Genomic DNA, 24,062 nt, shown 5'->3' on the forward strand with positions numbered 1-24,062 from the left:
CTTCTATATCAAAAAAAGCCAGTTACTTTTACATTAAAGTCAGAATAAATCATTAATCCTGACCCAATAGCGCAAAATAATAACTAGCTCTCTTATTGAATAAATCTTTATTTAATTAAAATCAGCACAGATTAACTGTTGTTTAATAAAATTTAAAAATTAACTTTCGCTTTAACTTCACTAATGAAATATAAACTTCCAGTTATGATTAATCCATCGCCTTTATATGTTTCAATAAACTTCACATAATCATCAACGAGTTCTTTTTGATCAAATCGTATTGCTTCAAAAATATCGTCTTTAGTTAATGCTCTAGGAAAATCAAAATCTGTAACATAAAACGTTGTAGCAATTGTTTTAAGTTGATCTACCATCGTGTTAATTGGTTTCCCCTTCACTGCAGAAAACAAAATATCCAGACTATCAACGTGGTAATAACCTTTTATCGTACTAATCAAAGCCTCAACACTTTCAACATTATGTGCGCCATCAACAATCATCAATGGCTTTTCTTTAACTTGCTCAATTCTCCCAGTCCAGCTTACTGATTCAATGCCATCAATCATCTTATTGAAATCTAAATCAACAATGCCTGATTCGTTTAGTTCAATAAGCGCAGTTATTGCTAAAGCTGCATTTTCTTTTTGATGCTCGCCCAACATGTTTAATAGTAAGGTTTCTAATTCATAGTCTTTATAACGATAAGTAAATTCCTCTTCTTGTGAAACGATACTAATATCGCGATCAAATTCTATGCCTTCAGTATTCTGTTGCTCAACGCAACCACGAATCACTCTAAGTGCATCTTCATTTTTCACTGCATAGATAATTGGTATGTCGGGTTTGACGATTGCACCTTTATCTTTTGCTATTTCAGTATAAGTATCCCCTAAAATTTCAGTATGATCTAATCCTATACTTGTTAGAATTGTTAATATCGGTTTAAACACGTTTGTTGAATCATTTTTGATCCCTAACCCCGCTTCAACTATTACAAAATCAACTGGGTGTAATTCACCAAAGTATAAAAACATCATCGTAGTAATGATTTCAAATTCAGTGGCTGTTCCAAGCTCTGTTTCAACTTCTAATGCTTCGCTTACTGGTTTTACTTTTTGAACTAATTCCACAATATTGTCATCACTAATCGGTATCCCATTTAAACTTATACGCTCATTAAAGGTTTCAATAAATGGCGAAGTGAAAGTACCCACTTCATATCCATTATCAACAAGCGCTGACCTTAAATATGCAACTGTGGATCCTTTTCCATTCGTGCCACCTACATGAATACCATTTATATTAAATTGAGGATTGTTTAATCGTTCTAACATCCATTCCATACGCTTAACGCCGGGTTTAATGCCAAATTTAGTTCTTTCATGTATCCAATATAAGCTATCTAGGTAATTCATGTTTAGGACTCCTATGCTTTTAATTGATTAATTCGTAATTTTACACCCTCGTATTTTTCTTGATACGTTTGTTTTTTCTCACGCTCTTCATTGATTACTTTTTCAGGTGCTTTATTAACGAAGTTATCGTTTGCTAATTTTTTATTAACACGATCCAATTCTTTTTCCCATTTCCCAAGTTCGTTTTCTAGTCTCTCAATCTCTTTATCCATATCGATTAAACCTTCAAGTGGTAAGACAACTTCACCAGCTGTAGTAATAGATGTCATTGCTTTTTCAGGTATTTCAACTGATATATCTATTGTAAGTTCACTAGGATGACAGAATCTATCTATATAATTTGAATTATTTAATAGCGTATCTTTAATATTTTCATCTTTTGCTTTAATGAAAATAGGTATTGCTTTAGATAATGGTGTGTTTACTTCCAAGCGCGATTGTCTAACAGATTTAATTATTTCAACAAGTTGTTGCATCGTTTCTTTACTTTCATCAAAAATCAACGCTTCGTTTACTTTAGGCCAAGGTGCATTAACAATTGTTTCACCTTCATGTGGCAGATTTTGCCATATTTGTTCAGTCACAAATGGCATGAATGGGTGTAACATTCTCATTGTATTATCTAAAACATAAGTTAGTACAGAACGCGTTACTTGTTTCTGCGCTTCATCATCGCTATTCATTGGTATCTTACTCATTTCAATATACCAATCACAGAAATCATCCCAAATGAAGTTATAAAGCGTACGACCAACTTCACCAAACTCGTATTTGTCACTTAAATTAGTAACATTAGCAATCGTTTCATTTAAACGCGTTAAAATCCACTTATCTGCTAATGATAGATTACCTGATAAGTCTACATCTTCAACTTTAAAATCATCGCCAATATTCATTAAACTAAATCGAGCTGCATTCCAAATTTTATTGATAAAATTCCATACAGATTCTACTTTTTCAGTAGAGTAACGTAAATCATGACCTGGTGAAGATCCAGTTGCTAAGAAATATCTTAGACTATCTGCACCATACTCGTCGATAACATCCATTGGATCAACACCATTACCTAGAGATTTACTCATTTTACGTCCATCTTCTGCACGGACCAATCCATGTAATAATACATCATCGAAAGGTCGTTTTCCAGTAAATTCTAATCCTTGGAAGATCATTCTTGCCACCCAGAAGAAGATAATGTCATAACCGGTTACTAATGCATTCGTTGGGAAGTAGCGTTGGAAGTCTTCAGCTTCAACGTCTGGCCAACCTAACGTCGAAAATGGCCATAATGCACTAGAGAACCATGTATCTAATACGTCTTCATCTTGTGTCCAATTTTCAATATCTTCTGGTGCTGCTTCACCCACGTAAATTTCGCCAGTTTCATTGTGGTACCATGCAGGAATTTGATGTCCCCACCATAATTGACGTGAAATTGTCCAATCTCTAATTTCTTCCATCCAACGGTTAAATGTTTTTTCAAATCTTTCAGGTACAAAATCGATTCTATCATCCGCTTTTTGATTATCTAATGCTTGTTCTGCTAAAGGTTTCATTTTTACGAACCATTGTGTAGATAAATAAGGTTCTACAACTGCACCAGAACGCTCAGAATGACCAACAGAATGTTCATGCTCTTCTATTTTAATAACTAAACCTTCTGATTCTAAATCTTTTACCAGCTGTTCGCGACAGTCAAATCTATCCAAACCTTCATATTTACCAGCTTTGTCATTCATCTTACCAGATTCATCCATTACAATAATGCGCTCTAAGTCATGACGGTTACCGATTTCAAAGTCATTTGGATCATGTGCGGGTGTCACTTTCATTGCACCACTACCAAATTCAATATCCACGTAATCGTCTGCTAAGACAGGCAATTCTCTACCAAGGATTGGAAGAATAACTTTTTTGCCTATGACATCTTTATAACGGTCATCATTAGGATTCACAACAATCGCTGTATCACCTAACATTGTTTCTGGACGTGTCGTAGCGATTTCTATATATCCTTCGCCATCTGCATAAGGATATTTAAAATGATAAAATTTGCCCTGTACGTCTTCATGAATAACTTCAATATCTGATAATGCAGTACGCGCAATAGGATCCCAATTTATAATATATTCTCCGCGATAGATTAAATCTTTCTTATACATATCAACGAATACTTTATTAACTGCTTTACTCAATCCATCATCTAATGTAAATCTTTCTCTGCTGTAATCTAAACCCAGTCCTAGTTTAGCCCACTGTTTTCTTATAAATGTAGCGTATTCTTCTTTCCAATCCCATGCTTGTTCAAGGAATTTTTCACGTCCTAAATCATGACGAGATAATCCTTGTTCATTTAATTTAGCTTCTACTTTTGCTTGTGTCGCTATACCAGCATGGTCCATACCAGGCAAATACAAAGTATCATAACCCTGCATACGTTTCATACGTGTAAGTATATCTTGTAACGTTGTATCCCATGCATGCCCTAGATGTAGTTTACCAGTTACATTGGGTGGTGGAATAACAATTGTGTATGTTTCTTTTGTATTATCTTCAGAAGCTTTAAAATAGCCTTTATCAAGCCATTTCTCATAGCGCCCTGACTCAACTTCGTTCGGATTATATTTTGGTTTCATTTCCATTCGTTAAAATCCTCCTTAAAATAAAAAATCCGCCCTATAAATATATAGGACGGATTTCCCGTGGTACCACCTAAATTCAAGAAATTAGTTCACCAATTTCAAGCACTTAAAATTATGATTAACGCTCAAACACGCTTTAACCTATTTTACATACAATTACATTGTAATATTTCAGCTAAAGTTCAATGTGGGCTACCTTCAATAAGTTAAACTGTACATTTTCAGCAAACATGTACTCTCTGTTAAATCTAAGCCTATTTACTCTTCCCAGTAGACAATATTTCTTTACCTAATTATAGTATAATGGATATTAAGATAAGTCAATGGAATGGAGTGAAAATATATGAATGAATGCGCATTTGGTACAAAAGATCCTACCTATCTCGAATATCATGATGAAGTATGGGGTCAACCACTTTACGATAGTTTAAAATTATTTAAACTCATGGCATTAGAATCACAACATGCCGGTCTTTCCTGGTTAACAATTTTAAAGAAAAAAGAATCGTATGAAGAAGCTTTTTATGACTTTGATCCAGTGCTTATCTCTAAAATGACTTCTGATGATATAGAACAGTTAATGACATTTCCTAATATCGTTCATAATAGAAAAAAGATAGAGGCTATTGTCGGACAAGCTAAAGGATATTTTGAAATAACAAAAGATTACGGAAGTTTCAGTGATTTTCTATGGTCATACGTAGATTACCAACCTATCGATTGTGGATATACCAATCCAAATGATCGTATAACTGTAGACGCGCGCGCAACGGAATTATCAAAAATGTTAAAGCGTTATGGTTTTAAATTTTTAGGGCCAGTGACAGTCTATTCATTTCTAGAAGCTGCTGGTTTGTATAATGCACACATGCAGGCATGTCCTAATAACCCAAAATATTATCACGGTAAAGGCTTTAGTTAGTCATCGGTTTATCCCTTTCAATAGAAGTTCTTTTTGATGTTTTTCAGCATGATTCAACAAAATTCTACGCCAAAACTAAGAATATTTCTCTAGAAAATTAAAAAATGCCAACAAATCCATAAGGTTTTGTTGACATTTTTTAATTGTAAGTTCACAGAGTATCGATTCTACATTTTTATTTTCAAATGAATAGCAATGTGTTAAAAATTTAAAAACTTTTATAAATCTTGTCTTTTGCGACTATTTTTAACAATCTTTTTATTTTTATACAATCTGATTATAAGTAAAGTTAAGAACATTGCAACGATACCCTTAACAATATCGTAGGTCAGTATGACATTGACCCATAGAAGAATGATGACAATTATATAAATATATTTCATAATATATGTGTTATAAATGCTTTATTAATTGTGACTTTTGCTTCACCGTATTCGCTCAAAAAGTAGAGTCGCTTTAACTGAAAAAGTTATTTGATATGCCTATATCACATTTTCTAACACGGTCTCACCCTCTCTATATCATAATATTGTGTATAAAAGTTGTAATATATAATTGTGCTGATATTGTTCAAATGTCTAATTAAAAATATCATCTGTTTAGTTAAGTTTTTTTTCACGATGTTTCAAGAACACGTTTATCGCTGGCGCAATTAAGAATAAAATAAAGAATATTCTAAAGATATGGTAACTAGAAATCAATGCGACATCCGCGCCGGTTTCTAACGCAACGATAACAATTTGACTCATACCACCTGGAGCAGCCCCCAAGAATAATTCATTTACTGTATGAGTTGAAAATGTAGAGATGATTAATACCATTACAAAAGCTAATAATATGAGCAATGTATTTTGAAAAGCAATTGCGACCGCAATACGGCCTTTCATCTGATCTAATAAGAGCGCAATTTGAACGCCAATTCTTATCATATATATGACTTGTGCTGCTGCAATAATATAATTATCTAACGTAAAGTTAGCGCCTGTCAATAAATTCCAACATATTAACACAAGAATAGGTGCAAGTATCTGTTTTGTTGGAAAATTAATTTTTCCCATTATGATATATACAGCAATCACAGCTAATGTCAAAAAGATAATACTAGGAATCGATAAAGCGTCAGTCAATGTTGCTGTTACTTCAGATCCAACCGTCGCTAATTCTTGGGAGTCTTTAAAAAAGTATGAAATAAAAGGCACAAGAATAACTACAAATATAATTCTCGAAGTTTGTGTCAAACTCACTACCATAATATCCGCTTTTTTATTTTCCTCTGCCATAATCAACATTTGACTCAATGCCCCTGGAATGATGCTAAGTATTGCAGTTTCAGTATTCACTTTTGCTATTTTTTTGAAAAAATAAGCTATGATTAATGCGAGTCCAAGTAATAATATTGTAATTATTACAATGGTAAACCAATCATCTTTAATATCTAAAATAACCTCTTCAGTGAAAGTAGAGCCAATTTGAACACCTAATAATACTAAACCAATTTGGCTTAACCAAAATGGCCAGTTTACTTCTAAATGTAAATATCTCACACAGATAATACTGGCAATAATTGGACCAAACATGAATGGCAATAATATGTGGGCGGCATTAAGTATAAAACTTAAAAATAAAGCTAACGCTAAAACGATGATATTGTTTCTTAATTGCTTACTCATGTACTCACAACTTTCATAGGTATCGTTATACTTCATTGTACTTTACATATAAAAGAACCCGATCAACACCATGGTTGTTCGGGCTAAAAATAAACTTTATACAATTCGACTTAGTGCGGTATCAAATGCTTGTATTGTTTGTTCAATATCAGCTTCTGTATGCGCTGTTGAAAGAAATGTCCCTTCAAATTGGGAAGGTGGTAAGAATACGCCTTCTTTTGCCATTTCTCTATACATTTGACTAAACATTTCTAAATCGCTTTTATTTGCTTGTTCAAAGTTTGTAACTGGCCCTGCATTTAAGAAATATCCTATCATAGAACCAGCACGATTTACAGTGATTGGCACATGATGTTTTGCAAAGACCTCTTTCAAACCTTCTTCTAATTTGTCACCTAATTTATTAAAATAATCATATGATTCAGGAGTCAATTGAACTAATGTTTCATAACCGCTCGTCATAGCTAATGGGTTACCTGATAACGTACCAGCTTGGTAAATATCACCTGCTGGCGCAATTTGGTCCATAATTTCTTTCTTACCGCCAATGGCACCAACAGGTAAACCACCACCGATTACTTTACCTAAACAAGTTAAATCTGGCGTTACATTAAAGTAACCTTGCGCACAATTGTATCCAACTCTAAATCCAGTCATCACTTCATCAAAAATAAGTAATGAACCATACTCTGTAGTGATGTCTCTTAAACCTTGTAAAAATCCTTCGACTGGAGGTACGACACCCATATTACCAGCTACAGGTTCCACTATAACACCAGCAATATCGTCACCAAATTCTTCAAATGCAACTTTTAGCGCATCTAAGTCATTATATGGCACTGTGATTGTATTTTTCGCAATACCTTCGGGCACACCCGGTGAGTCAGGTAAACCTAGCGTTGCGACACCAGATCCCGCTTTGATTAATAGTGAGTCACTATGGCCATGGTAACAACCAATGAATTTAATGATTTTATTACGACCAGTATAACCACGTGCTAAGCGCAGTGTATCAAGTGTTGCTTCAGTACCTGATGACACCATACGTATTTTTTCAATAGATGGCACACGATCGATCACTAACTCAGCTAATTTATTTTCCTGTAGTGTGGAAGCACCAAAACTTGTACCGTTATCCACTGCTTCATGTATTTTATCAATGACCTGCTTGTTTTTATGTCCTAAAATTAAAGGTCCCCAACTTAGAACGTAATCGATGTATTCATTACCATCAATATCATAAATTCTTGAACCTTCACCATGGTCCATAAATATTGCTGGTGTATCTACTGATTTGAAAGCTCTTACTGGACTATTGACACCGCCAGGCATTAATTGTTCAGCTTTTACCATCGCTTTTTCAGAATTGGTATAACGCATTCTAAATAACCTCCTTATTGTTCATCAATATATCTACAAATATCTTTTGAAAAATACGTAATAATTAAATCTGCGCCTGCACGCTTCATTGAAATCATTTGTTCCATAACTACCGCTTTTTCATCAATCCAGCCATTGAGTGCAGCTGCTTTAGTCATGCTATATTCTCCACTTACATTATATGCGATTACAGGGACGTTTGTAGTATTTCGAACATCTCTAATAATATCTAAGAAACTTAAAGCAGGTTTAACAATCATCATGTCTGCACCTTCTTTTAAATCACTATCGAGTTCTCTAAGTGCTTCTCTTCTATTTGCAGGATCCATTTGATATGTTTTGCGATCACCAAACTGTGGTGCAGATTCCGCTGCATCACGAAATGGACCGAAGAAACTAGAAGAATATTTAATACCATAACTCATGATTGGCACATTATAATAACCAGCATCATCCAGACCCGCTCTAATTTCTGCAACAAAACCGTCCATCATGTTGCTTGGCGCAATAATATCAGCACCAGCTTCAACTTGAGAAATTGCAGTCTTAACAAGTAATGGTAATGATTTATCATTATCAACATCTTTTGTCTCATGATTGATTACACCACAGTGACCATGATCTGTGTATTCACACAAACATGTATCCGCAACAATTAATAAGTCACTGTACATAGACTTCGCTTTTCTTGTCGCTTCTTGGATGATGCCATTATGATCATAAGCACCAGTGCCAACTTCATCTTTTTCATTTGGCACACCAAAAAACATGATGCCTCTTATACCTAAATCATACGCTTCTTTAATTTCATCACCTAATAAATTCAAACTAATTTGGTAAATACCAGGCATAGATTTAATTTCTGTTTTTACATTATCACGTTCAACTACAAATATTGGATAAATCAAATCTTCTTTGTGAACGTGCGTTTCACTTACCATGTTTCTCAGTGATTTACTACTACGTAATCTTCTGTGTCTATCAAATTGCATTATTTTCCCAACTTTCTAAAGTTTTTTGAACTAATGATTCTAAGGTTTGGGTTTCTGACATCGTGCCTTGAACATTAAATGCCTTTAATGTATCCAATGTTTGCTGACCAATGGCAAAATAATTATCGAAAGGTATGTACTGATGACTTTCAAAAAAATACCGTACAGCCGATGAACTCGCAAAAGTAATGGCATCTACTTTATTTTCAACTATGAGATTTAAGACTTCATTTATATTCACAGTATGTGGAACAGGCTCATATAAGTCAATTTTTCTAACTAAATAGCCTCGCTTTTTTAAACCATTTTGTAATAATATTCTTGCTGCTGCACTCGATGGTAATAAAATGCGACTGCCTTTTATCGCTTCAAACTCTTCAAGAAAACCTTCTTGTGAAAAATCTGTTGGACAAAAAGAAACTTCTAGTCCTAAAGATTTGCAATAATCAGCTGTTTTTTCACCAATCACTGCAATGTTTTGTATATTTAACTTAGACAAATACGGTCGAAAATATTTCACAGCATTTTTAGACGAAAAAATAAGCCAGTCATAGTTAACATCTAGCAAATTTAAATCAAAGGATAACGGCTCTACATCTATGAAGGGCTTGTGTAGAATACATGTATCTTCTTTGTTAAATTCACTAGTTTGTGTCATTACTATCACTGGTCTCATTATTTTCACCTCAAACGATTATTGTTCTTCGTTTAGTGCCTTTATTATTTCATATGCACCTTGTGCATTTAGTACTTCAGTTACTTTTTCACCGATTTCAATCGGATTATCTCCGCGCTCAGTATGCTCATAACGTTCTTTACCATCTGGGGACATAATTAAGCCTGTAAATTCAATTGTACCATCACTACTTTTCGTTGCATAGCCACCGATTGGCACTTGGCAACTTCCGTTCATACGCTCTAAGAACGTTCTTTCAGCAGTAACACAATCCGCTACATCTTGATTGTGAACTTGCTTAAGTAATGCTAACAGCTCTTCATCATCCGAACGGCATTCAATACCTAAAGCGCCTTGTCCAATGGCTGGTATTAAAGTCTCTTTATCTAAATAAGTTGTAACGATATCATCTGACCAACCCATACGCTTCAAACCAGCAGCTGCAAGTAAAATTGCATCAAAATCTTCAGTTTCTAACTTACTTAAACGCGTGTCAATATTACCACGTATCCATTTTATTTGTAATTTAGGATATTTCGCAAGTATTTGAGCACCACGGCGTAAAGAACTTGTGCCTACTATACTATTGTCAGGCAGTTCATGTAATGGAACATGATTCTTAGCAATATAAGCATCATACGGATTTTCACGGTCTGGTATACAACCTAGTGTTAATCCTTCTGGGATGACACTAGGCACATCTTTTAAGGAATGTATCGCCATATCTATACCATGATTAAATAATTCATTTTGAATTTCTTTTACAAAAAGCCCTTTACCGCCTACTTTAGATAATTGTTTATCTATAATACGGTCACCTTTTGTTACTATTTCTTTAATTTCAATATCTAATTCTGGATCAACAGCTTTTAATTTTTCAATAAATTGTTGGCTTTGAGTTATAGCTAACTTACTTCTACGTGAACCAACGATTAACTTACGCATCAGGCGCAACCTCCTAGAAATGACTATATTTAACAATTAAGCTTTTCTATCTGTAATCAAATTCCTGTCCATTGATGAAAATCAGATATATGAGAAGCAAAAATCAAATTAATCATACTTAAGCAAAATAAACTGAGATTAAAATAAATCAAATTATGTTTACTTAACGTATGTCTTACTCTAAAGATGATATACACACCATACAACACTGCAATAATTACAGACATCACCACTTTAGGATCATTCAATATGTGTAAACCTAAAGTGTTTATGCCCCATTGTGTACCTAAAATGATACTTAATATGATAAATATAAACCCAATCAGACTACTATAAAACACAACTTGCTCTAATGTAGCTACACTACCAATTCTAAAATATTTTTGATTAAATCGTTTTTGTTTTAAATTTTTATACTGTATTAAATATAATATACAATTAACAAATGCAAAAGCAAACAGGGCATAACTTATAATTGCAAAGGCAATATGTACTATTAACAATTCGTTTATAATACTTAATTTATCTCCTGCACTCTGATAATGCATAGGTTGAAACGTATTTATAGCAATTAATACAAAACCAATTAAATTAAATAAAAATATTGAAAAATTTATTTGCTTGATGACACTAATCACTATAGAAATAGAAATAATTAACCAAGCTAATGCAAAAAACACATCAAAAATATTACCTAATGGAATTTGCTTCGTTACATTAGCATGAATAGATAAAGAGATTGTTTGTAACACCCAAACAATCCCTAATGTAACAAAACCAATTTTTCTAACTTTATAATGTTTTTTCACAAAATCAAAAAAGTAACAAGCAATACTAAATAAATAAATTAATAATATAAGTTCATTTAATCTTATAAACGAAAATTCTTGCATATTATCACCATTTGCATATACTTATTCAAAACTTAAGATTTGACTAGTTGCCACTTCACTTTTTCTCTTTTTAGGTTCATAAGCATGTTCAGCTTCAATGTCAAAAATGTTTTGAAATAGCTCTAATTTTTCGTTACTATTTCTATCATTACTCAATTCTTTTGCTTGTTTGATTGGATCTTTCAACATTTGATTTATGATACTTTTAGTATGTTTTGAAATGATTTTACGTTCTCTCTCAGTTAAGCCAGGCAATTTTCTATCAATACTATCCATAGTATCTCCCTGAATATTCATTGCTTTTTCTCTTAAGGCACGTATAACAGGCACAACGCCTAACATACTTACCCATTCATTATGTGCTGCAATTTCACCTGGGATTCGTTGCATAATATCATTTGCTGCAATTTGACGTTCTCTTAGATTAGCATCCACTAATCCTTTTAAGTCATCTACATCATAATTAAATACATCTTGAACTGTATTAATATTAGGCTCGATGTCTCTTGGAACAGCAATATCTATTAAAACAAGTGAATCACTTTTTCGTTCAGTTGAAATAGAACGCATCATATCGTTTGTCACAATATATTCGTCTGAACTTGTAGAACTGATAACAATATCCACTTTAGCTAAAAGTTTTGGTAATGATTCCATTGATTCAAATTTCACATGATGTTTCATTGCTAATTTTTGAGCTTTACTCAATGTTCTATTAACAACTGTTATATCTGTGACGCCCGAACCAATTAAATTTAAGAGTGATAATTCACTCATGTCCCCTGCACCAATAATCAAAGCTTGCTTGTTGTCAATTTTGCCAAACACTTTTTTACTTAGTTCAACAGCCGCATAAGAAACACTTACTGCATTATCTGCAATATCCGTCTCATTATGAGCTTTTTTCGCAAATGTAATTGCTTGTTTGAAAAGGTGATTAAATATAGTACCCGTTGTATCTTCTTCTTGAGCTAATAAGAAAGCATCTCTAATTTGTCCAAGAATTTGAGTTTCACCAAGAACAACAGAATCTAAACCTGAAGTAACATGCAATAAATGATTTACTGCGTCGTCCCCCACTTTTACTTCAGTCATTTCTTTAATCTCTTCAACATCAAATCCAAATGATCTCGCTAAAAATCGTTGAATATAATAACGACCAGTATGAATTTGATCCGCAACTGCATATACTTCTGTGCGATTACAAGTTGATAATATAACATTTTCTAAAATAGATTTTGTTTCAAATAAATCAACATTGGCTGAACGTTTGGCATCATCTTTAAAAGCAACTTTTTCTCTCAGTGCTACATCTGCTGTACGATGATTTATGCTAACCGCAATTAAATGCATTTATAACGCCCTCCATACATATTACAATAAGTAAATTATAACACAATTACGTCATGAGTTAACCATCTTGCTCGAGTAAATTATAATTCTTCTAATTTACATTCAAAATGTTGACATAATTGTACTAAATTCAACCTATTTATAGCAAAAATAGTTTCTTCAATGTAATGATTATAAATAACTTTCAATCATATTCCATATTTTTTGTTGTTTGTCTTTTTTAATTGAAGAATAACTTATAATCTCATCTTCAGCTTCCATTTCTAATTTTTGCTGAATCTTAGCTAAATGCTTCTGTACTTTACCCTTAGCAATTTTATCTTCTTTCGTGGCTACAATAAGTGTTGGTATTTCATAGTATTTAAGGTAATTGTACATTATGATATCATCTTCGGTTGGATTATGTCGTAAATCAACAAGTTGAATGACAAGTTTCAATGATTCTCTTTGTGAAATATATCTTTCTATCATTTTACCAAATGCTTCACGTTGTGTTTTACTTACTTTCGCATAGCCATAACCAGGCACGTCAACAAATACAAGTTGATTATCTATATTATAAAAATTAAGTGTTTGTGTCTTACCAGGTCGTTGAGATGTTCTTGCCATATTCTTCCGACCAATCATGCTATTAATAAACGTTGACTTACCTACGTTAGATCTACCACTCAAGCCAACTTCACTTAAACCAGTTTCTGGATATTGTTCCGGTTTTACTGCACTAATTAATAATTCTATTTCATTAGGATTAACTTTCATTATCGTCCCTCTTTTCTTCTGAACTCATTATTTATTATATTACACTATGACGTATATGAATATGTATTTTTATTTTATCTATGTTTTCTTTTTAAAAACTAATGAGGCTGGGACATAAATACATGTCTCAGCCTCATTCATTATATTGGCAGTGCCTGACTGAATTGAAAATGCGCTTATATCAAGCTTTTAAAGAACTACTACTTCATTTATGAAGACAAGTAGTTCTTATACAAGAGCTTCAGCTCTTGTATTCCATTTTCTAGTCAGCTCTGCCGGGGTGGTACGACGAAATCTTGTTAAAAAATTAAATTTTTGCCCTACTCCCATTTGATTCATCTAATTAAGCAGAAGTTTGTTCCTTGTTTACAAGGTTGCCTTCTTTATCGTATAGTTCAGGATCTTTTTCATCATTAATTGTTTCTTCTGTAATTACGACTTTTACAACACCTTCAGATGAAGGCACGTCATACATAATATCAATTAACGCTTCTTCTATAATTGAACGAAGACCACGTGCGCCTGTTTTACGTTCAATTGCTTTATCACTGATTGCAGATAATGCTTCATCAGTAAATATCAACTCTACATCATCAAGATCTAACATTTTAGTGTACTGTTTCACTAAAGCATTTTTAGGTTGAGTTAGAATGTTTTTCAGTGCGTCTACATCTAATGTTTCTAAATTAGCAACAATAGGTACACGACCGATAAATTCTGGAATCAAACCGTAAGATTGTAAATCCTCAGGTCTGATTTGTTCAAGTATTGCATCTTCATCATATTTTGAAGCTTCACTACTTGCAAATCCGATTACTTTCTCACCTAATCTACGTTTAATTACTTCATCTATACCATCAAAGGCACCACCAAGAACAAATAAAATGTTTGTTGTGTCAATTTGAATTAACTCTTGATTAGGATGCTTACGACCGCCTTGAGGTGGTACGCTTGCAGTTGTGCCTTCTAAGATTTTAAGCAATGCTTGTTGTACACCTTCACCAGATACATCACGTGTAATAGATGTGTTTTCTGATTTTCTAGCTATTTTGTCAATTTCATCGACATAAATAATACCTTTTTCAGCTTTATCAATATCAAAATCAGCTGCTTGCATTAAGCGTAGTAAGATGTTTTCAACATCGTCACCTACGTAACCAGCCTCAGTTAAACTTGTAGCATCAGCGATTGCAAAAGGTACATCTAATGTTCTAGCTAATGTTTGTGCTAATAGTGTTTTACCACTACCAGTAGGTCCAATTAAAGCGATATTACTTTTTTGTAATTCTACTTCATCTTCATTTGGTCCTAAATTCTGTACACGTTTATAATGATTGTAAACAGCTACAGCTAATGATTTCTTAGCCTTCTCTTGCCCGATTACATAATCATTCAATTGGTTCATAATTTCTTTTGGAGTTGGTAATTCAGTTAACCCTTCAGGTTCTGATTGAGCTAATTCTTCTTCTACAATTTCTGAACATAGCTCAATACACTCATTACAAATATAAACGCCACTTCCTGCAACAAGTTTTTTAACTTGATCTTGATCTTTGCCACAGAAAGAGCATTTTAAATTTTCTTCATCTTCGTTGAATTTGAACATTCTATTTACACCCCTATTCCCTAAAAACTATACTAAATAGCATTTTAATATGCAACTTACAACTTTCACAAGTTATTTGCTTTAAAAATAGTGTAGCAGATACATTATTTGAATGCATCTGCTACTGGTTTACTATATTAAACGACCAACATATAATTCACAAAATAATTTGCTCTTTTTATATTTAGTTACGCTTCAGAGTCATCTTTAGATGGTTCTACTAATTTCGCTTCTTTAACTAATAAATCGATAACATTTTGGATACGAACGTCGTTTTTAACGATATCAGTATTACCAAGAGTTTGTTTAATATCTTCTACTGACATATTAAATTGTCCACTCATTTTTTCTAATTCTTTATCGATATCAGCATCAGTTACTTCAATTTCTTCAGCATCAGCAATAGCAGTTAATGTTAAGTTTGTTTTAACACGTTCTTCTGCATCATCTTTCATTTGTTCTCTTAATTGTGACTCATCTTGACCAGAAATTTGGTAATAAGTTTCTAAATTAAGACCTTGTTGTTGCATACGTTGTCCAAATTCTTGAACCATACGATCTAACTCAGTGTTAATCATCGCGTCTGGAATTTCAACTGAAGCATTATTTGATGCTTTGCTAATTGCTTCTTCTTTTTGATTATTCTCAGCGTCAGTTTCTTTTTGCTCAGTTAGTTTTTTACGTAAATTTTCTTTATATTCATCAACAGTATTTGCTTCTGCGTCTAATTCATTCGCAATCTCATCTGTTAATTCTGGAACGTCTTTATATTTAATTTCATTTACTTTAGCTTTGAAAGTAGCTTCTTTTCCAGCTAATTCTTCAGCGTGGTATTCTTCTGGGAAAGTTACAGTAACGTCTTTTTCTTCTCCAACTTTAACACCAACTAATTGTTCTTCGAATCCTGGAATAAATGAACCTGAACCAATTTCAAGGTCATAGCCTTCAGCTTGTCCACCTTCAAATTGTTCACCATCAACGTAACCATCAAAGTCGATGTTAACCGTGTTACCATCTTCAACAGCACCATCTTCTTTAACTACCATTTCAGCTAAGTGGCCTAATTGGTGGTCGATTGATTCTTGTAATTCTTCTTCAGTTAATTCAACACTTTGTTTTTCAATTTCAAGACCTTTATAGTCTCCTAACTCAATTTCAGGTTCAACTATTACACTCGCTTCGAATGTCATATCGCTACCTTTTTCCATTGTAGTTACATTGATTTCTGGTTGATCAACTGGTTTAATTCCAGTTTCGTCAATAGCTTCACCATAAGCTTCTGGTAATAAGATATCAACGGCATCTTGATATAGTGCTTCTACGCCAAAGCGTTGTTCAAATATTTGGCGAGGTACTTTCCCTTTACGGAAGCCTGGCACGTTTATTTGTTTAACTACTTTTTTGAAAGCTTGATCAATTGCTTTGTCTACTTTTTCTGCTGGAACTGTAACGGTTAAAACTCCTTCGTTACCTTCCTTTTTTTCCCAAGTTGCTGTCATGTATAAAAACCTCCATGAATATCCTATTTTATTTTTTCAACTTCATTATTATATCATACGTCAATGCTCTACACAAACACTGAGTTTACAAATCACATTGAATGAATAATTGAAATTAATTTTATTATTATTTTACTACTATTATTTATTACCCAAAAAATTAAAGATTAATTATTCATGCATATCAATTGAAGTAATTAAGTTAACAATAGTATTAGTTGTTTCTAAACTTTCTAAGCCTAACATTGACTTAAAATAGTTTGTATAAGCTTCAATCCATTCATTTTCAGGTGCTATACCTTCTATATCTATCGGATAGAGTAGAATAGCATGATTGTTCATCAGATGAAGTGCTTCCTCTACAATTTGTGCCGCATCATCTTCCATTTGCTTAATGACTTCTGGGATGACCTTAATCTTAAACAGTGTTTGTTCAAGACCAGAAAGATGATTTGGATTCACTTCAACTGTATAACCAAATTTCTGAACGCGAATGTTTTGATTGTATCCGGCAAAGCGTAAATATTCAAGCATTATACTCACAACATTCGGTGCAAGTTCAATTTCATTAATAATATTTACCACTGTTTCTTGATAACGATACTGATTATGATCTATTAAAGTTAAGATTGTACTTATCTGTTCACGTAGTGATAACGATTCAAAATCACGGAGCATTTCTGCTGCGTGCGCATTATGTTTATCAATTTGGCTTAAGGCATATTCTTTTAATGGAAATAACTCCATCCTCGTTTTATGATCATTGACTTCATCTATTATTTGATTGATAACTTCAACGACTTCAAAATATTGTCCTAACCCGTTCAAACTTTTCACGTAATAAACCATAAGGTCATCATATTTGGTAATACCTTGTTTGAGCAAAATGATAGCTTCTTCTCGCAGTTCAAGATAATGCCCCATTTTGTATAACATGGCACATTTCAATAGAGATATTTGCTCATCTAATTCAAATTGCTTTTCAAAATCTTCGAACAGTTCATACATTTGATCTAAATCATTATTGTTAAAAGATTGTTTGATTTCTCTTACTAGTTTATCTTTTGAACGTGGAAAAGGAATGATATCAGACATTTTTAAGCACCTCTATTGTATTGACTGTAATATTAACGCACTCCATGTTTCAAAGTCATCATAATTATCTATTTTGCTTTGGTTCACCCATTTTATTTTTAATGTATCTGTTTCTTTAGCTTCAACATCATTACTATTTACTTTAATTTTAAACACTACGCCTAAATGAACTTCGCCAACTTCATTAGTATCATCATTAATAAAACCTATGTATGCTAAATTTTGTGATTTACTATCTGACAGACCTACTTCTTCTTCAAGTTCTCTTTGTGCATTAATTCGCAATACTTCATTGATAGATTCAGCACCTTTAACATCGTTCATATGTCCACCGACACCTATAGAAGATTGACCGTGCAAACGTGATTCTCCACCACCTGCTAAACGTTCATACACTAAAATTTCATCATTCTCATTTTCTAAGATACAATAAGAAACCAATTGTTTATATGTCGGATCTTCTTCCATATCACCGCGACGCTTAATTTCATACTTGGAAAGTGCGTCAAAGATATCTTGACCCTTTTCAGAATTTTTATCAAGAAAACCGTTAAATTGATTCTTTTCACTATTAAATAAAATTGTTCTTGGTACAACTGTAATCATTTCATCAAATTTAGACATAAGTTTCTCCTTCATATATGACTTCTTAGCCATTTTATCAAATGATAGTTATTTATCAAAATGTTAATCGATACAAAAATAAAGAGATGTACAAATTTGTACATCTCTTTATTTGAGCATTATTTTAAAGCGTCTTTAGCTTTAGCAACTAATTCACCGAAAGCTTTTTCATCTGAAATAGCAATTTCAGAAAGCATTTTACGGTTAACATCGATTTCAGCTTTTTTCAAACCGTTCATTAGTCTTGAATAGCTCATGTCATGTTGACGTGCAGCTCCGTTGATACGCGTAATCCATAATCTACGGAAATCACGTTTTCTTTGACGACGGTCACGGAATGCGTACTGTCCTGATTTCATTACTTGTTGTTTTGCTACTTTATATAAAGTTCTTTTTGAACCAAAGTAACCTTTAGCTAATTTAATCGTCTTTTTACGACGAGCTCTTGTTACCGTTCCACCTTTAACACGTGGCATAATAAATTCCTCCTCAAAATATCTTCAATCTTTTTTTATCTGTCGTTACTTATTTTTTATAAGCTAATAATTGTTTAACGCGTTTCATATCTGATTTGCTCACTAATGAAGCTTTACGTAATTTACGTTTTTGTTTAGTTGTTTTGTTTGCAAACATATGCGAAGTGAAAGCTCTAGAACGTTTTAATTTACCTGAACCAGTTCTTTTAACACGTTTTGCTGCTCCACGGTGTGTTTTCATTTTAGGCATGATTCAATTCCTCCTGTAGTATCTTTTTATTTTTCGTTGAGTGGGTTAAGCATGATGAACATTTGGCGTCCATCCATTTTAGGTCTTTGCCCAATTGTAGCGATATCTTTACATTCTTCTGCAAATTTTTCTAATACGCGTTGACCTATTTCTTTATGCGTAATAGCACGCCCTCTGAAACGAATTGAAACTTTACATTTATCGCCTTTTTCTAAGAATTTACGTCCGTTCTTCAATTTAGTTTGGAAATCATGTTCCTCAATTGTAGGACTTAAACGAATTTCTTTAAGGTTAATAACTTTTTGTTTCTTCTTCATTTCTTTTTCTTTTTTCTGTTGTTCGAATTTGTACTTACCATAATCCATGATTTTCGCAACAGGTGGTTTAGCATTAGGCGACATAATAACTACATCGAGTTCTACGCGCTCTGCCATTTCTAACGCTTCTGCTTTAGATTTGATACCAATCTGTTCTCCGTCATGTCCGATTAAACGTAATTCTTTTGCACGAATCTTTTCGTTAACTTGAGTCTGATCTTTTGCTATGGTTGACACCTCCAAGATTTTTACGAAATTATCCCAAGAAAAAGAGCGAGTATATAATATACCCGCTCTTCTTTACACACAACAATGTCGTATGTATATAGACCTGCCAACTACTATTAGTGTCGCAACAGGTGAGAAGCGGGAGCTTCTACTTGGTTCGTTTCGTATTCAACATTATCTATCTTAGCAACAATTCATTAGCAAGTCAATAGCATTTTTAATTATTTATCGTCCATTTTAACATTTTGTCTTAAATCAACTTGTTCTAATGGTACTATTTTTGTTTTATAACGTAGCTTATGATAAATGAAGAATGCTAAGAATACTGGAATACCCATATATGTGATAACGAATCTATTGAGATTAAACTCTCCTGATTGGATGAAATCAACATCTTGTCCAATAATTACAAGCACACACAAGATTCCTGCAAAAATTGGGCCAAATGGGAATAATTTAGCTTTATATTTTAATTTTGATTTATCATAATTTTGTTTATCAAAAGCTTTTCTAAATCTGTAATGACTGACTGCAATACCAACCCATGCAATAAAACCAGTCAGACCACTTGCTGCAACGATATATTCATAAGCATCACCGCTTAAATGTTGTAGTACAAAGATAATTACAACTACTACTGCTGTAGCAAATAATGATACATATGGCACACCACTTCTATTTGTTTTACCAAATATAGGGTATGCAAGCTTGTCTTTACTCATTGAATATAGCATACGTGTTGAAGCATACATACCTGAGTTACCTGCTGATAATACCGAAGTCAATATTACAGCATTCATGAATGAAGCTGCAAATGCTAGCCCTGCATTTTGGAATACAAGTGTAAATGGTGAAGTTGAAATATCATCTCCGCCACCCATCAGTGATGGGCTATCGTATGGTATCAACATACCGATTACAAAAATTGCAAGAATATAGAATATTAATATTCTCCAGAAGACTTGTTTAATCGCCTTAGGAACTGCGCGCTCTGGGTTTTCTGACTCTCCTGCTGTAATACCAATGAGTTCAGTACCTTGGAACGAGAAGCCTGCTACTAAGAATACACCTAAAATCGCTAAGATACTGCCGCTAAAGCCGTCACCTAAAATAGGACCGCCACCTTGAGTGAACGTGTCAAAACCAACAAACTCTCCACCCATGATACCGACTATTGTTAATAAACCGATACCAATAAAGATAATTACTGTAACTACTTTAATCAAAGCAAACCAATATTCACTTTCGCCAAATACTCTAACAGACAATGCATTCAGTCCAAATATAATAATTAAGAATAAACAACTCCAACTCCAAGCTGGAATACCTGACATTGGTGTCCAATACTGTATTACTTGTGCTGCAATCGTAACATCGGCTGCAACTGTAATTACCCAGTTAAACCAATAGTTCCAACCTAATGCGAATCCTAGAGACGGATCAACAAAACGTGTAGCATATGTACTAAATGATCCTGACACCGGTAAATATGTTGCCATTTCTCCTAGTGAAGTCATAAGGAAGAATACCATCGCTCCAATGATTGCAAAGGCTAAAAGCGCACCTAAACCACCTGCATCATGTATTGCACCACCAGAAGTCATAAATAAACCAGTCCCAATACAACCTCCAATTGCAATCATGGATATATGGCGATCTTTCAGACCCCTTTGTACTCCATCATTTTGATTCACTTGTTTTGCCATAGACGCTTCCCTTCCTTAAATATAGAGGTTAACTTACTATATGATTAAGATTCATACTATTTATAGTTTGAGCAGTACTTCATTGTAATTCAGTATATAAATCACACAACAATTATAAATTTCGCTCTTTCCCGTTAACGTATTTATGATAATCATTTGGCTAAAAATAAAATGGTTGCATACCTATTAGATATGCAACCATTTTAATAATAGCATTTATATAGGTAGCACATCACGTATGTGACAGTCCAGTTTCTTTCGATAACTGACCCAACCTGTATAGTTAATGGACAATACAAGTTTCGGCATCTTCACCTTTTTTCATTCAACATATGCCCCATCCGGCTTCTGAATAATTACTCATTGAAAATGCAACCTCTAACTCAAATTTAATTTTAATATGAATGTGAACTAACTTCACTATTCTGTAATATACATGATTTCATCAAGAGTTTCAAGACTATCTTTGTTTTTTCAATCTAATCTCATCAAGTAAATTCCAAATGAATGCTTCTTTTTCAAGCGTTTCTTGATCTTGTGAACCATATTTTCGTACATTAACTTCATTGTTTTCTACTTCTTTGTCCCCTACAACGATTTGGTAAGGTATTTTTTGCATTTGTGCTTCTCTAATTTTATAACCCATTTTTTCATTACGGTCATCAATTTCAACTCTTACACCTTGAGACTTAAGCTCATCTTGAATGTGTCTTGCATAATCATAATGTAAATCAACATTAACGGGTATGATTTCTACTTGTTTTGGCGCTAACCACGCTGGGAATGCGCCTTTTGTTTCTTCAGTTAAGAATGCAACAAAACGTTCCATAGTAGATACTACACCACGGTGAATGACGACTGGTCTATGTTGTTCGCCATCATTTCCGATATAAGTTAAATCAAATTTTTCTGGTAATAAGAAGTCTAATTGTGCAGTAGATAATGTTTCTTCTTTACCCATTGCAGTTTGAACCTGTACGTCAAGTTTCGGACCATAGAATGCAGCTTCGCCCACTGCTTCTTCATAATCTAAACCGAGTTCGTCTACCGCTTCTTTTAACATACTTTCTGCTTTGTTCCACATGTTATCATCATCGAAGTATTTTTCTTTATCTTCAGGATCTCTATAACTTACACGGAATTTATAATTTTCAAAGTTGAAATCTTTGTATACATCAACAATTAAATTTACAACACGTTTGAATTCTTCTTTAATTTGGTCCGGGCGTACAAATATATGCGCATCATTTAGCGTCATCCCACGGACACGTTGTAAACCAGAAACCGCACCACTCGCTTCATAACGATGCATAGTACCTAATTCAGCAATTCTAATAGGTAATTCACGATATGAATGGGGTTTATTTGCATAAATCATCATATGGTGTGGACAGTTCATTGGTCTTAAGACCATTTCTTCGTGTTCATCTAATTTCATTGTTGGGAACATATCTTCTTGATAATGATCCCAGTGGCCTGATGTTTTATATAAATCAACATTGGCCATTACAGGAGTATAAACATGGTCATAACCCATACTTACTTCTTTATCTACGATATAACGTTCAATTTCACGACGAATTGTAGCACCATTAGGCAACCAAAGTGGCAAGCCTGCACCTACTAAAGGATTGTTAGCAAATAGTTCTAAGTCTTTACCAATTTTACGGTGATCACGTTCTTTGCGTTCCTCCAACATTTTCAAATGTGCTTTCAATTCTTTTTTATCGAAAAATGCTGTACCGTATATACGTTGTAACATTTTATTATCACTATTACCACGCCAATACGCTCCAGCTGTCGATAATAATTTGAATTCTTTTATTTTAGAAGTAGATGGTACATGAACACCACGGCATAAATCAGTGAACTCTCCTTGAGAGTATAGAGTCACATTTTCATCTTCTGGAATAGCATCGATTAATTCTTGCTTATATGGATCATCTGAGAAAAATGATTTAGCTTCATCTCTCGAAACGACTTTACGTTCAATTGGATAGTTTTCATTAACAATTTGTTTCATTGTTTTTTCTATTTTTTCAAAATCATCTGATGAAATACTTTCTTCCATATCAAAGTCATAATAAAATCCACCATCAATTACCGGGCCAACACCAAAATGAACATTACCATATAGACGTTTTAAAGCTTGTGCCATAAGATGTGCAGTAGAATGACGTAACACTTCTAGCGCTTCATCAGAACCAGGTGTAACGATTTCAATTGATCCATCTTCGTCAATTGGTCTAGTTAAATCTATTAATTGTCCGTTTAATTTACCTGCTACAGCTTTTTTTCTTAACCCTGGACTTATAGAATGTGCAATATCTTCTGTAGTTGTACCTTTATCAAACACCTTTGAATTGCCATCTGGAAATTTAATATTTATTTGCTCCATAAAAACCCTCCTATTTATTCAAGCACTTAAATCAAAATGAAATGAAGTTTATACTGAATTAGACTCAAAAACAAAAAGACCCCATCCCTAAAAAGGGACGAGGTCTTCGCGGTACCACCCTAAATTAAAGTTATGATGTATTTGATATACATAACTTTACTCTACGTAAGATAACGGTCTTGAGCCGGATGTTCATTACAACATCAAGTATAAAGT

At 33.4% G+C, this 24,062-nt stretch carries 20 protein-coding genes, 1 riboswitch and 2 other annotated features; of the genes, 1 reads left to right on the top strand and 19 read right to left on the bottom strand.

The annotated features are described in order from the left end of the window. Positions 1-152 precede the first annotated feature (152 nt). Positions 153-1,415: a bifunctional folylpolyglutamate synthase/dihydrofolate synthase gene (locus M4L39_RS04310; protein WP_277580911.1), complete on the bottom strand. Its 1,263-nt coding sequence runs from the start codon at positions 1,413-1,415 to the stop codon at positions 153-155. 11 nt (positions 1,416-1,426) lie between these two features. Further along, positions 1,427-4,057, bottom strand: coding sequence for a valine--tRNA ligase (locus M4L39_RS04315; RefSeq protein WP_277580912.1), 2,631 nt, complete (start codon positions 4,055-4,057; stop codon positions 1,427-1,429). A 42-nt stretch (positions 4,058-4,099) separates the two neighbouring features. After that, positions 4,100-4,341 (bottom strand) — a binding site (T-box leader). 59 nt (positions 4,342-4,400) lie between these two features. On the opposite strand from M4L39_RS04315, the gene M4L39_RS04320 reads away from it, so the two are divergent. Continuing rightward, positions 4,401-4,979 carry a DNA-3-methyladenine glycosylase I gene (locus tag M4L39_RS04320; protein ID WP_277580913.1) on the top strand — a complete coding sequence of 193 codons (579 nt, stop codon included), beginning with the start codon at positions 4,401-4,403 and terminating at the stop codon, positions 4,977-4,979. Between the two features lie 599 nt (positions 4,980-5,578). Here the strand turns inward: M4L39_RS04320 and M4L39_RS04325 are convergent. From M4L39_RS04325 to thrS, 17 genes are all read right to left on the bottom strand, one after another. After that, positions 5,579-6,649, bottom strand: coding sequence for an AbrB family transcriptional regulator (locus M4L39_RS04325; RefSeq protein ID WP_277580914.1), 1,071 nt, complete (start codon positions 6,647-6,649; stop codon positions 5,579-5,581). Between the two features lie 96 nt (positions 6,650-6,745). Further along, the gene (hemL, locus tag M4L39_RS04330) at positions 6,746-8,029 is read right to left on the bottom strand and encodes a glutamate-1-semialdehyde 2,1-aminomutase (protein WP_277580915.1); all 1,284 of its coding nucleotides are present in this window, start codon (positions 8,027-8,029) and stop codon (positions 6,746-6,748) included. Positions 8,030-8,043: 14 nt separating this feature from the next. Beyond that, a complete protein-coding gene (gene hemB / locus M4L39_RS04335) occupies positions 8,044-9,021 on the bottom strand; it encodes a porphobilinogen synthase (protein WP_277580916.1) in 978 nt (325 codons plus the stop codon). Then, positions 9,011-9,697, bottom strand: a complete 687-nt coding sequence (locus M4L39_RS04340; RefSeq protein WP_277580917.1) for a uroporphyrinogen-III synthase — start codon at positions 9,695-9,697, stop codon at positions 9,011-9,013. Before M4L39_RS04340 ends, hemB begins: the two co-directional genes overlap by 11 nt. 18 nt (positions 9,698-9,715) lie before the next feature. Continuing rightward, positions 9,716-10,642 carry a hydroxymethylbilane synthase gene (gene hemC, locus M4L39_RS04345; RefSeq protein ID WP_277580918.1) on the bottom strand — a complete coding sequence of 309 codons (927 nt, stop codon included), beginning with the start codon at positions 10,640-10,642 and terminating at the stop codon, positions 9,716-9,718. Positions 10,643-10,698: 56 nt separating this feature from the next. Next, positions 10,699-11,535: a cytochrome c biogenesis protein gene (gene ccsA, locus M4L39_RS04350; protein ID WP_277580919.1), complete on the bottom strand. Its 837-nt coding sequence runs from the start codon at positions 11,533-11,535 to the stop codon at positions 10,699-10,701. A 21-nt stretch (positions 11,536-11,556) separates the two neighbouring features. Next, on the bottom strand, positions 11,557-12,888 hold the full coding sequence (gene hemA / locus M4L39_RS04355; protein ID WP_277580920.1) for a glutamyl-tRNA reductase: 1,332 nt from the start codon (positions 12,886-12,888) through the stop codon (positions 11,557-11,559). A 171-nt stretch (positions 12,889-13,059) separates the two neighbouring features. After that, positions 13,060-13,647 (bottom strand): ribosome biogenesis GTP-binding protein YihA/YsxC, encoded by a 588-nt coding sequence (gene yihA / locus M4L39_RS04360; protein WP_277580921.1) that lies wholly within the window; start codon positions 13,645-13,647, stop codon positions 13,060-13,062. 343 nt (positions 13,648-13,990) lie between these two features. Beyond that, positions 13,991-15,253: an ATP-dependent Clp protease ATP-binding subunit ClpX gene (gene clpX / locus M4L39_RS04365; protein ID WP_277580922.1), complete on the bottom strand. Its 1,263-nt coding sequence runs from the start codon at positions 15,251-15,253 to the stop codon at positions 13,991-13,993. A gap of 188 nt (positions 15,254-15,441) precedes the next feature. Then, a complete protein-coding gene (tig, locus tag M4L39_RS04370; protein ID WP_277580923.1) occupies positions 15,442-16,752 on the bottom strand; it encodes a trigger factor in 1,311 nt (436 codons plus the stop codon). A gap of 171 nt (positions 16,753-16,923) precedes the next feature. Next, the gene (locus M4L39_RS04375) at positions 16,924-17,847 is read right to left on the bottom strand and encodes a hypothetical protein (protein WP_277580924.1); all 924 of its coding nucleotides are present in this window, start codon (positions 17,845-17,847) and stop codon (positions 16,924-16,926) included. 12 nt (positions 17,848-17,859) lie between these two features. After that, positions 17,860-18,471, bottom strand: a complete 612-nt coding sequence (locus M4L39_RS04380; protein WP_277580925.1) for an NUDIX domain-containing protein — start codon at positions 18,469-18,471, stop codon at positions 17,860-17,862. Positions 18,472-18,590: 119 nt separating this feature from the next. After that, the gene (gene rplT / locus M4L39_RS04385) at positions 18,591-18,947 is read right to left on the bottom strand and encodes a 50S ribosomal protein L20 (RefSeq protein ID WP_277580926.1); all 357 of its coding nucleotides are present in this window, start codon (positions 18,945-18,947) and stop codon (positions 18,591-18,593) included. A 49-nt stretch (positions 18,948-18,996) separates the two neighbouring features. Beyond that, positions 18,997-19,197, bottom strand: coding sequence for a 50S ribosomal protein L35 (gene rpmI, locus M4L39_RS04390; protein ID WP_002507378.1), 201 nt, complete (start codon positions 19,195-19,197; stop codon positions 18,997-18,999). Between the two features lie 26 nt (positions 19,198-19,223). Beyond that, entirely contained in the window at positions 19,224-19,751 is a 528-nt protein-coding gene (gene infC / locus M4L39_RS04395; RefSeq protein WP_002507377.1) for a translation initiation factor IF-3, read from the bottom strand. Positions 19,752-19,773: 22 nt separating this feature from the next. Further along, positions 19,774-19,902: a sequence feature (ribosomal protein L20 leader region), on the bottom strand. A gap of 61 nt (positions 19,903-19,963) precedes the next feature. Beyond that, on the bottom strand, positions 19,964-21,448 hold the full coding sequence (locus M4L39_RS04400) for an amino acid permease (RefSeq protein WP_277580927.1): 1,485 nt from the start codon (positions 21,446-21,448) through the stop codon (positions 19,964-19,966). A gap of 217 nt (positions 21,449-21,665) precedes the next feature. Next, positions 21,666-21,837, bottom strand: a riboswitch (Lysine riboswitch). Between the two features lie 71 nt (positions 21,838-21,908). Then, positions 21,909-23,846 carry a threonine--tRNA ligase gene (thrS, locus tag M4L39_RS04405; protein ID WP_277580928.1) on the bottom strand — a complete coding sequence of 646 codons (1,938 nt, stop codon included), beginning with the start codon at positions 23,844-23,846 and terminating at the stop codon, positions 21,909-21,911. Positions 23,847-24,062 lie beyond the last annotated feature (216 nt).

Source organism: Staphylococcus equorum, assembly GCF_029531845.1.
In the GTDB taxonomy this organism is placed as follows: Bacteria; Bacillota; Bacilli; order Staphylococcales; family Staphylococcaceae; genus Staphylococcus; species Staphylococcus equorum_C.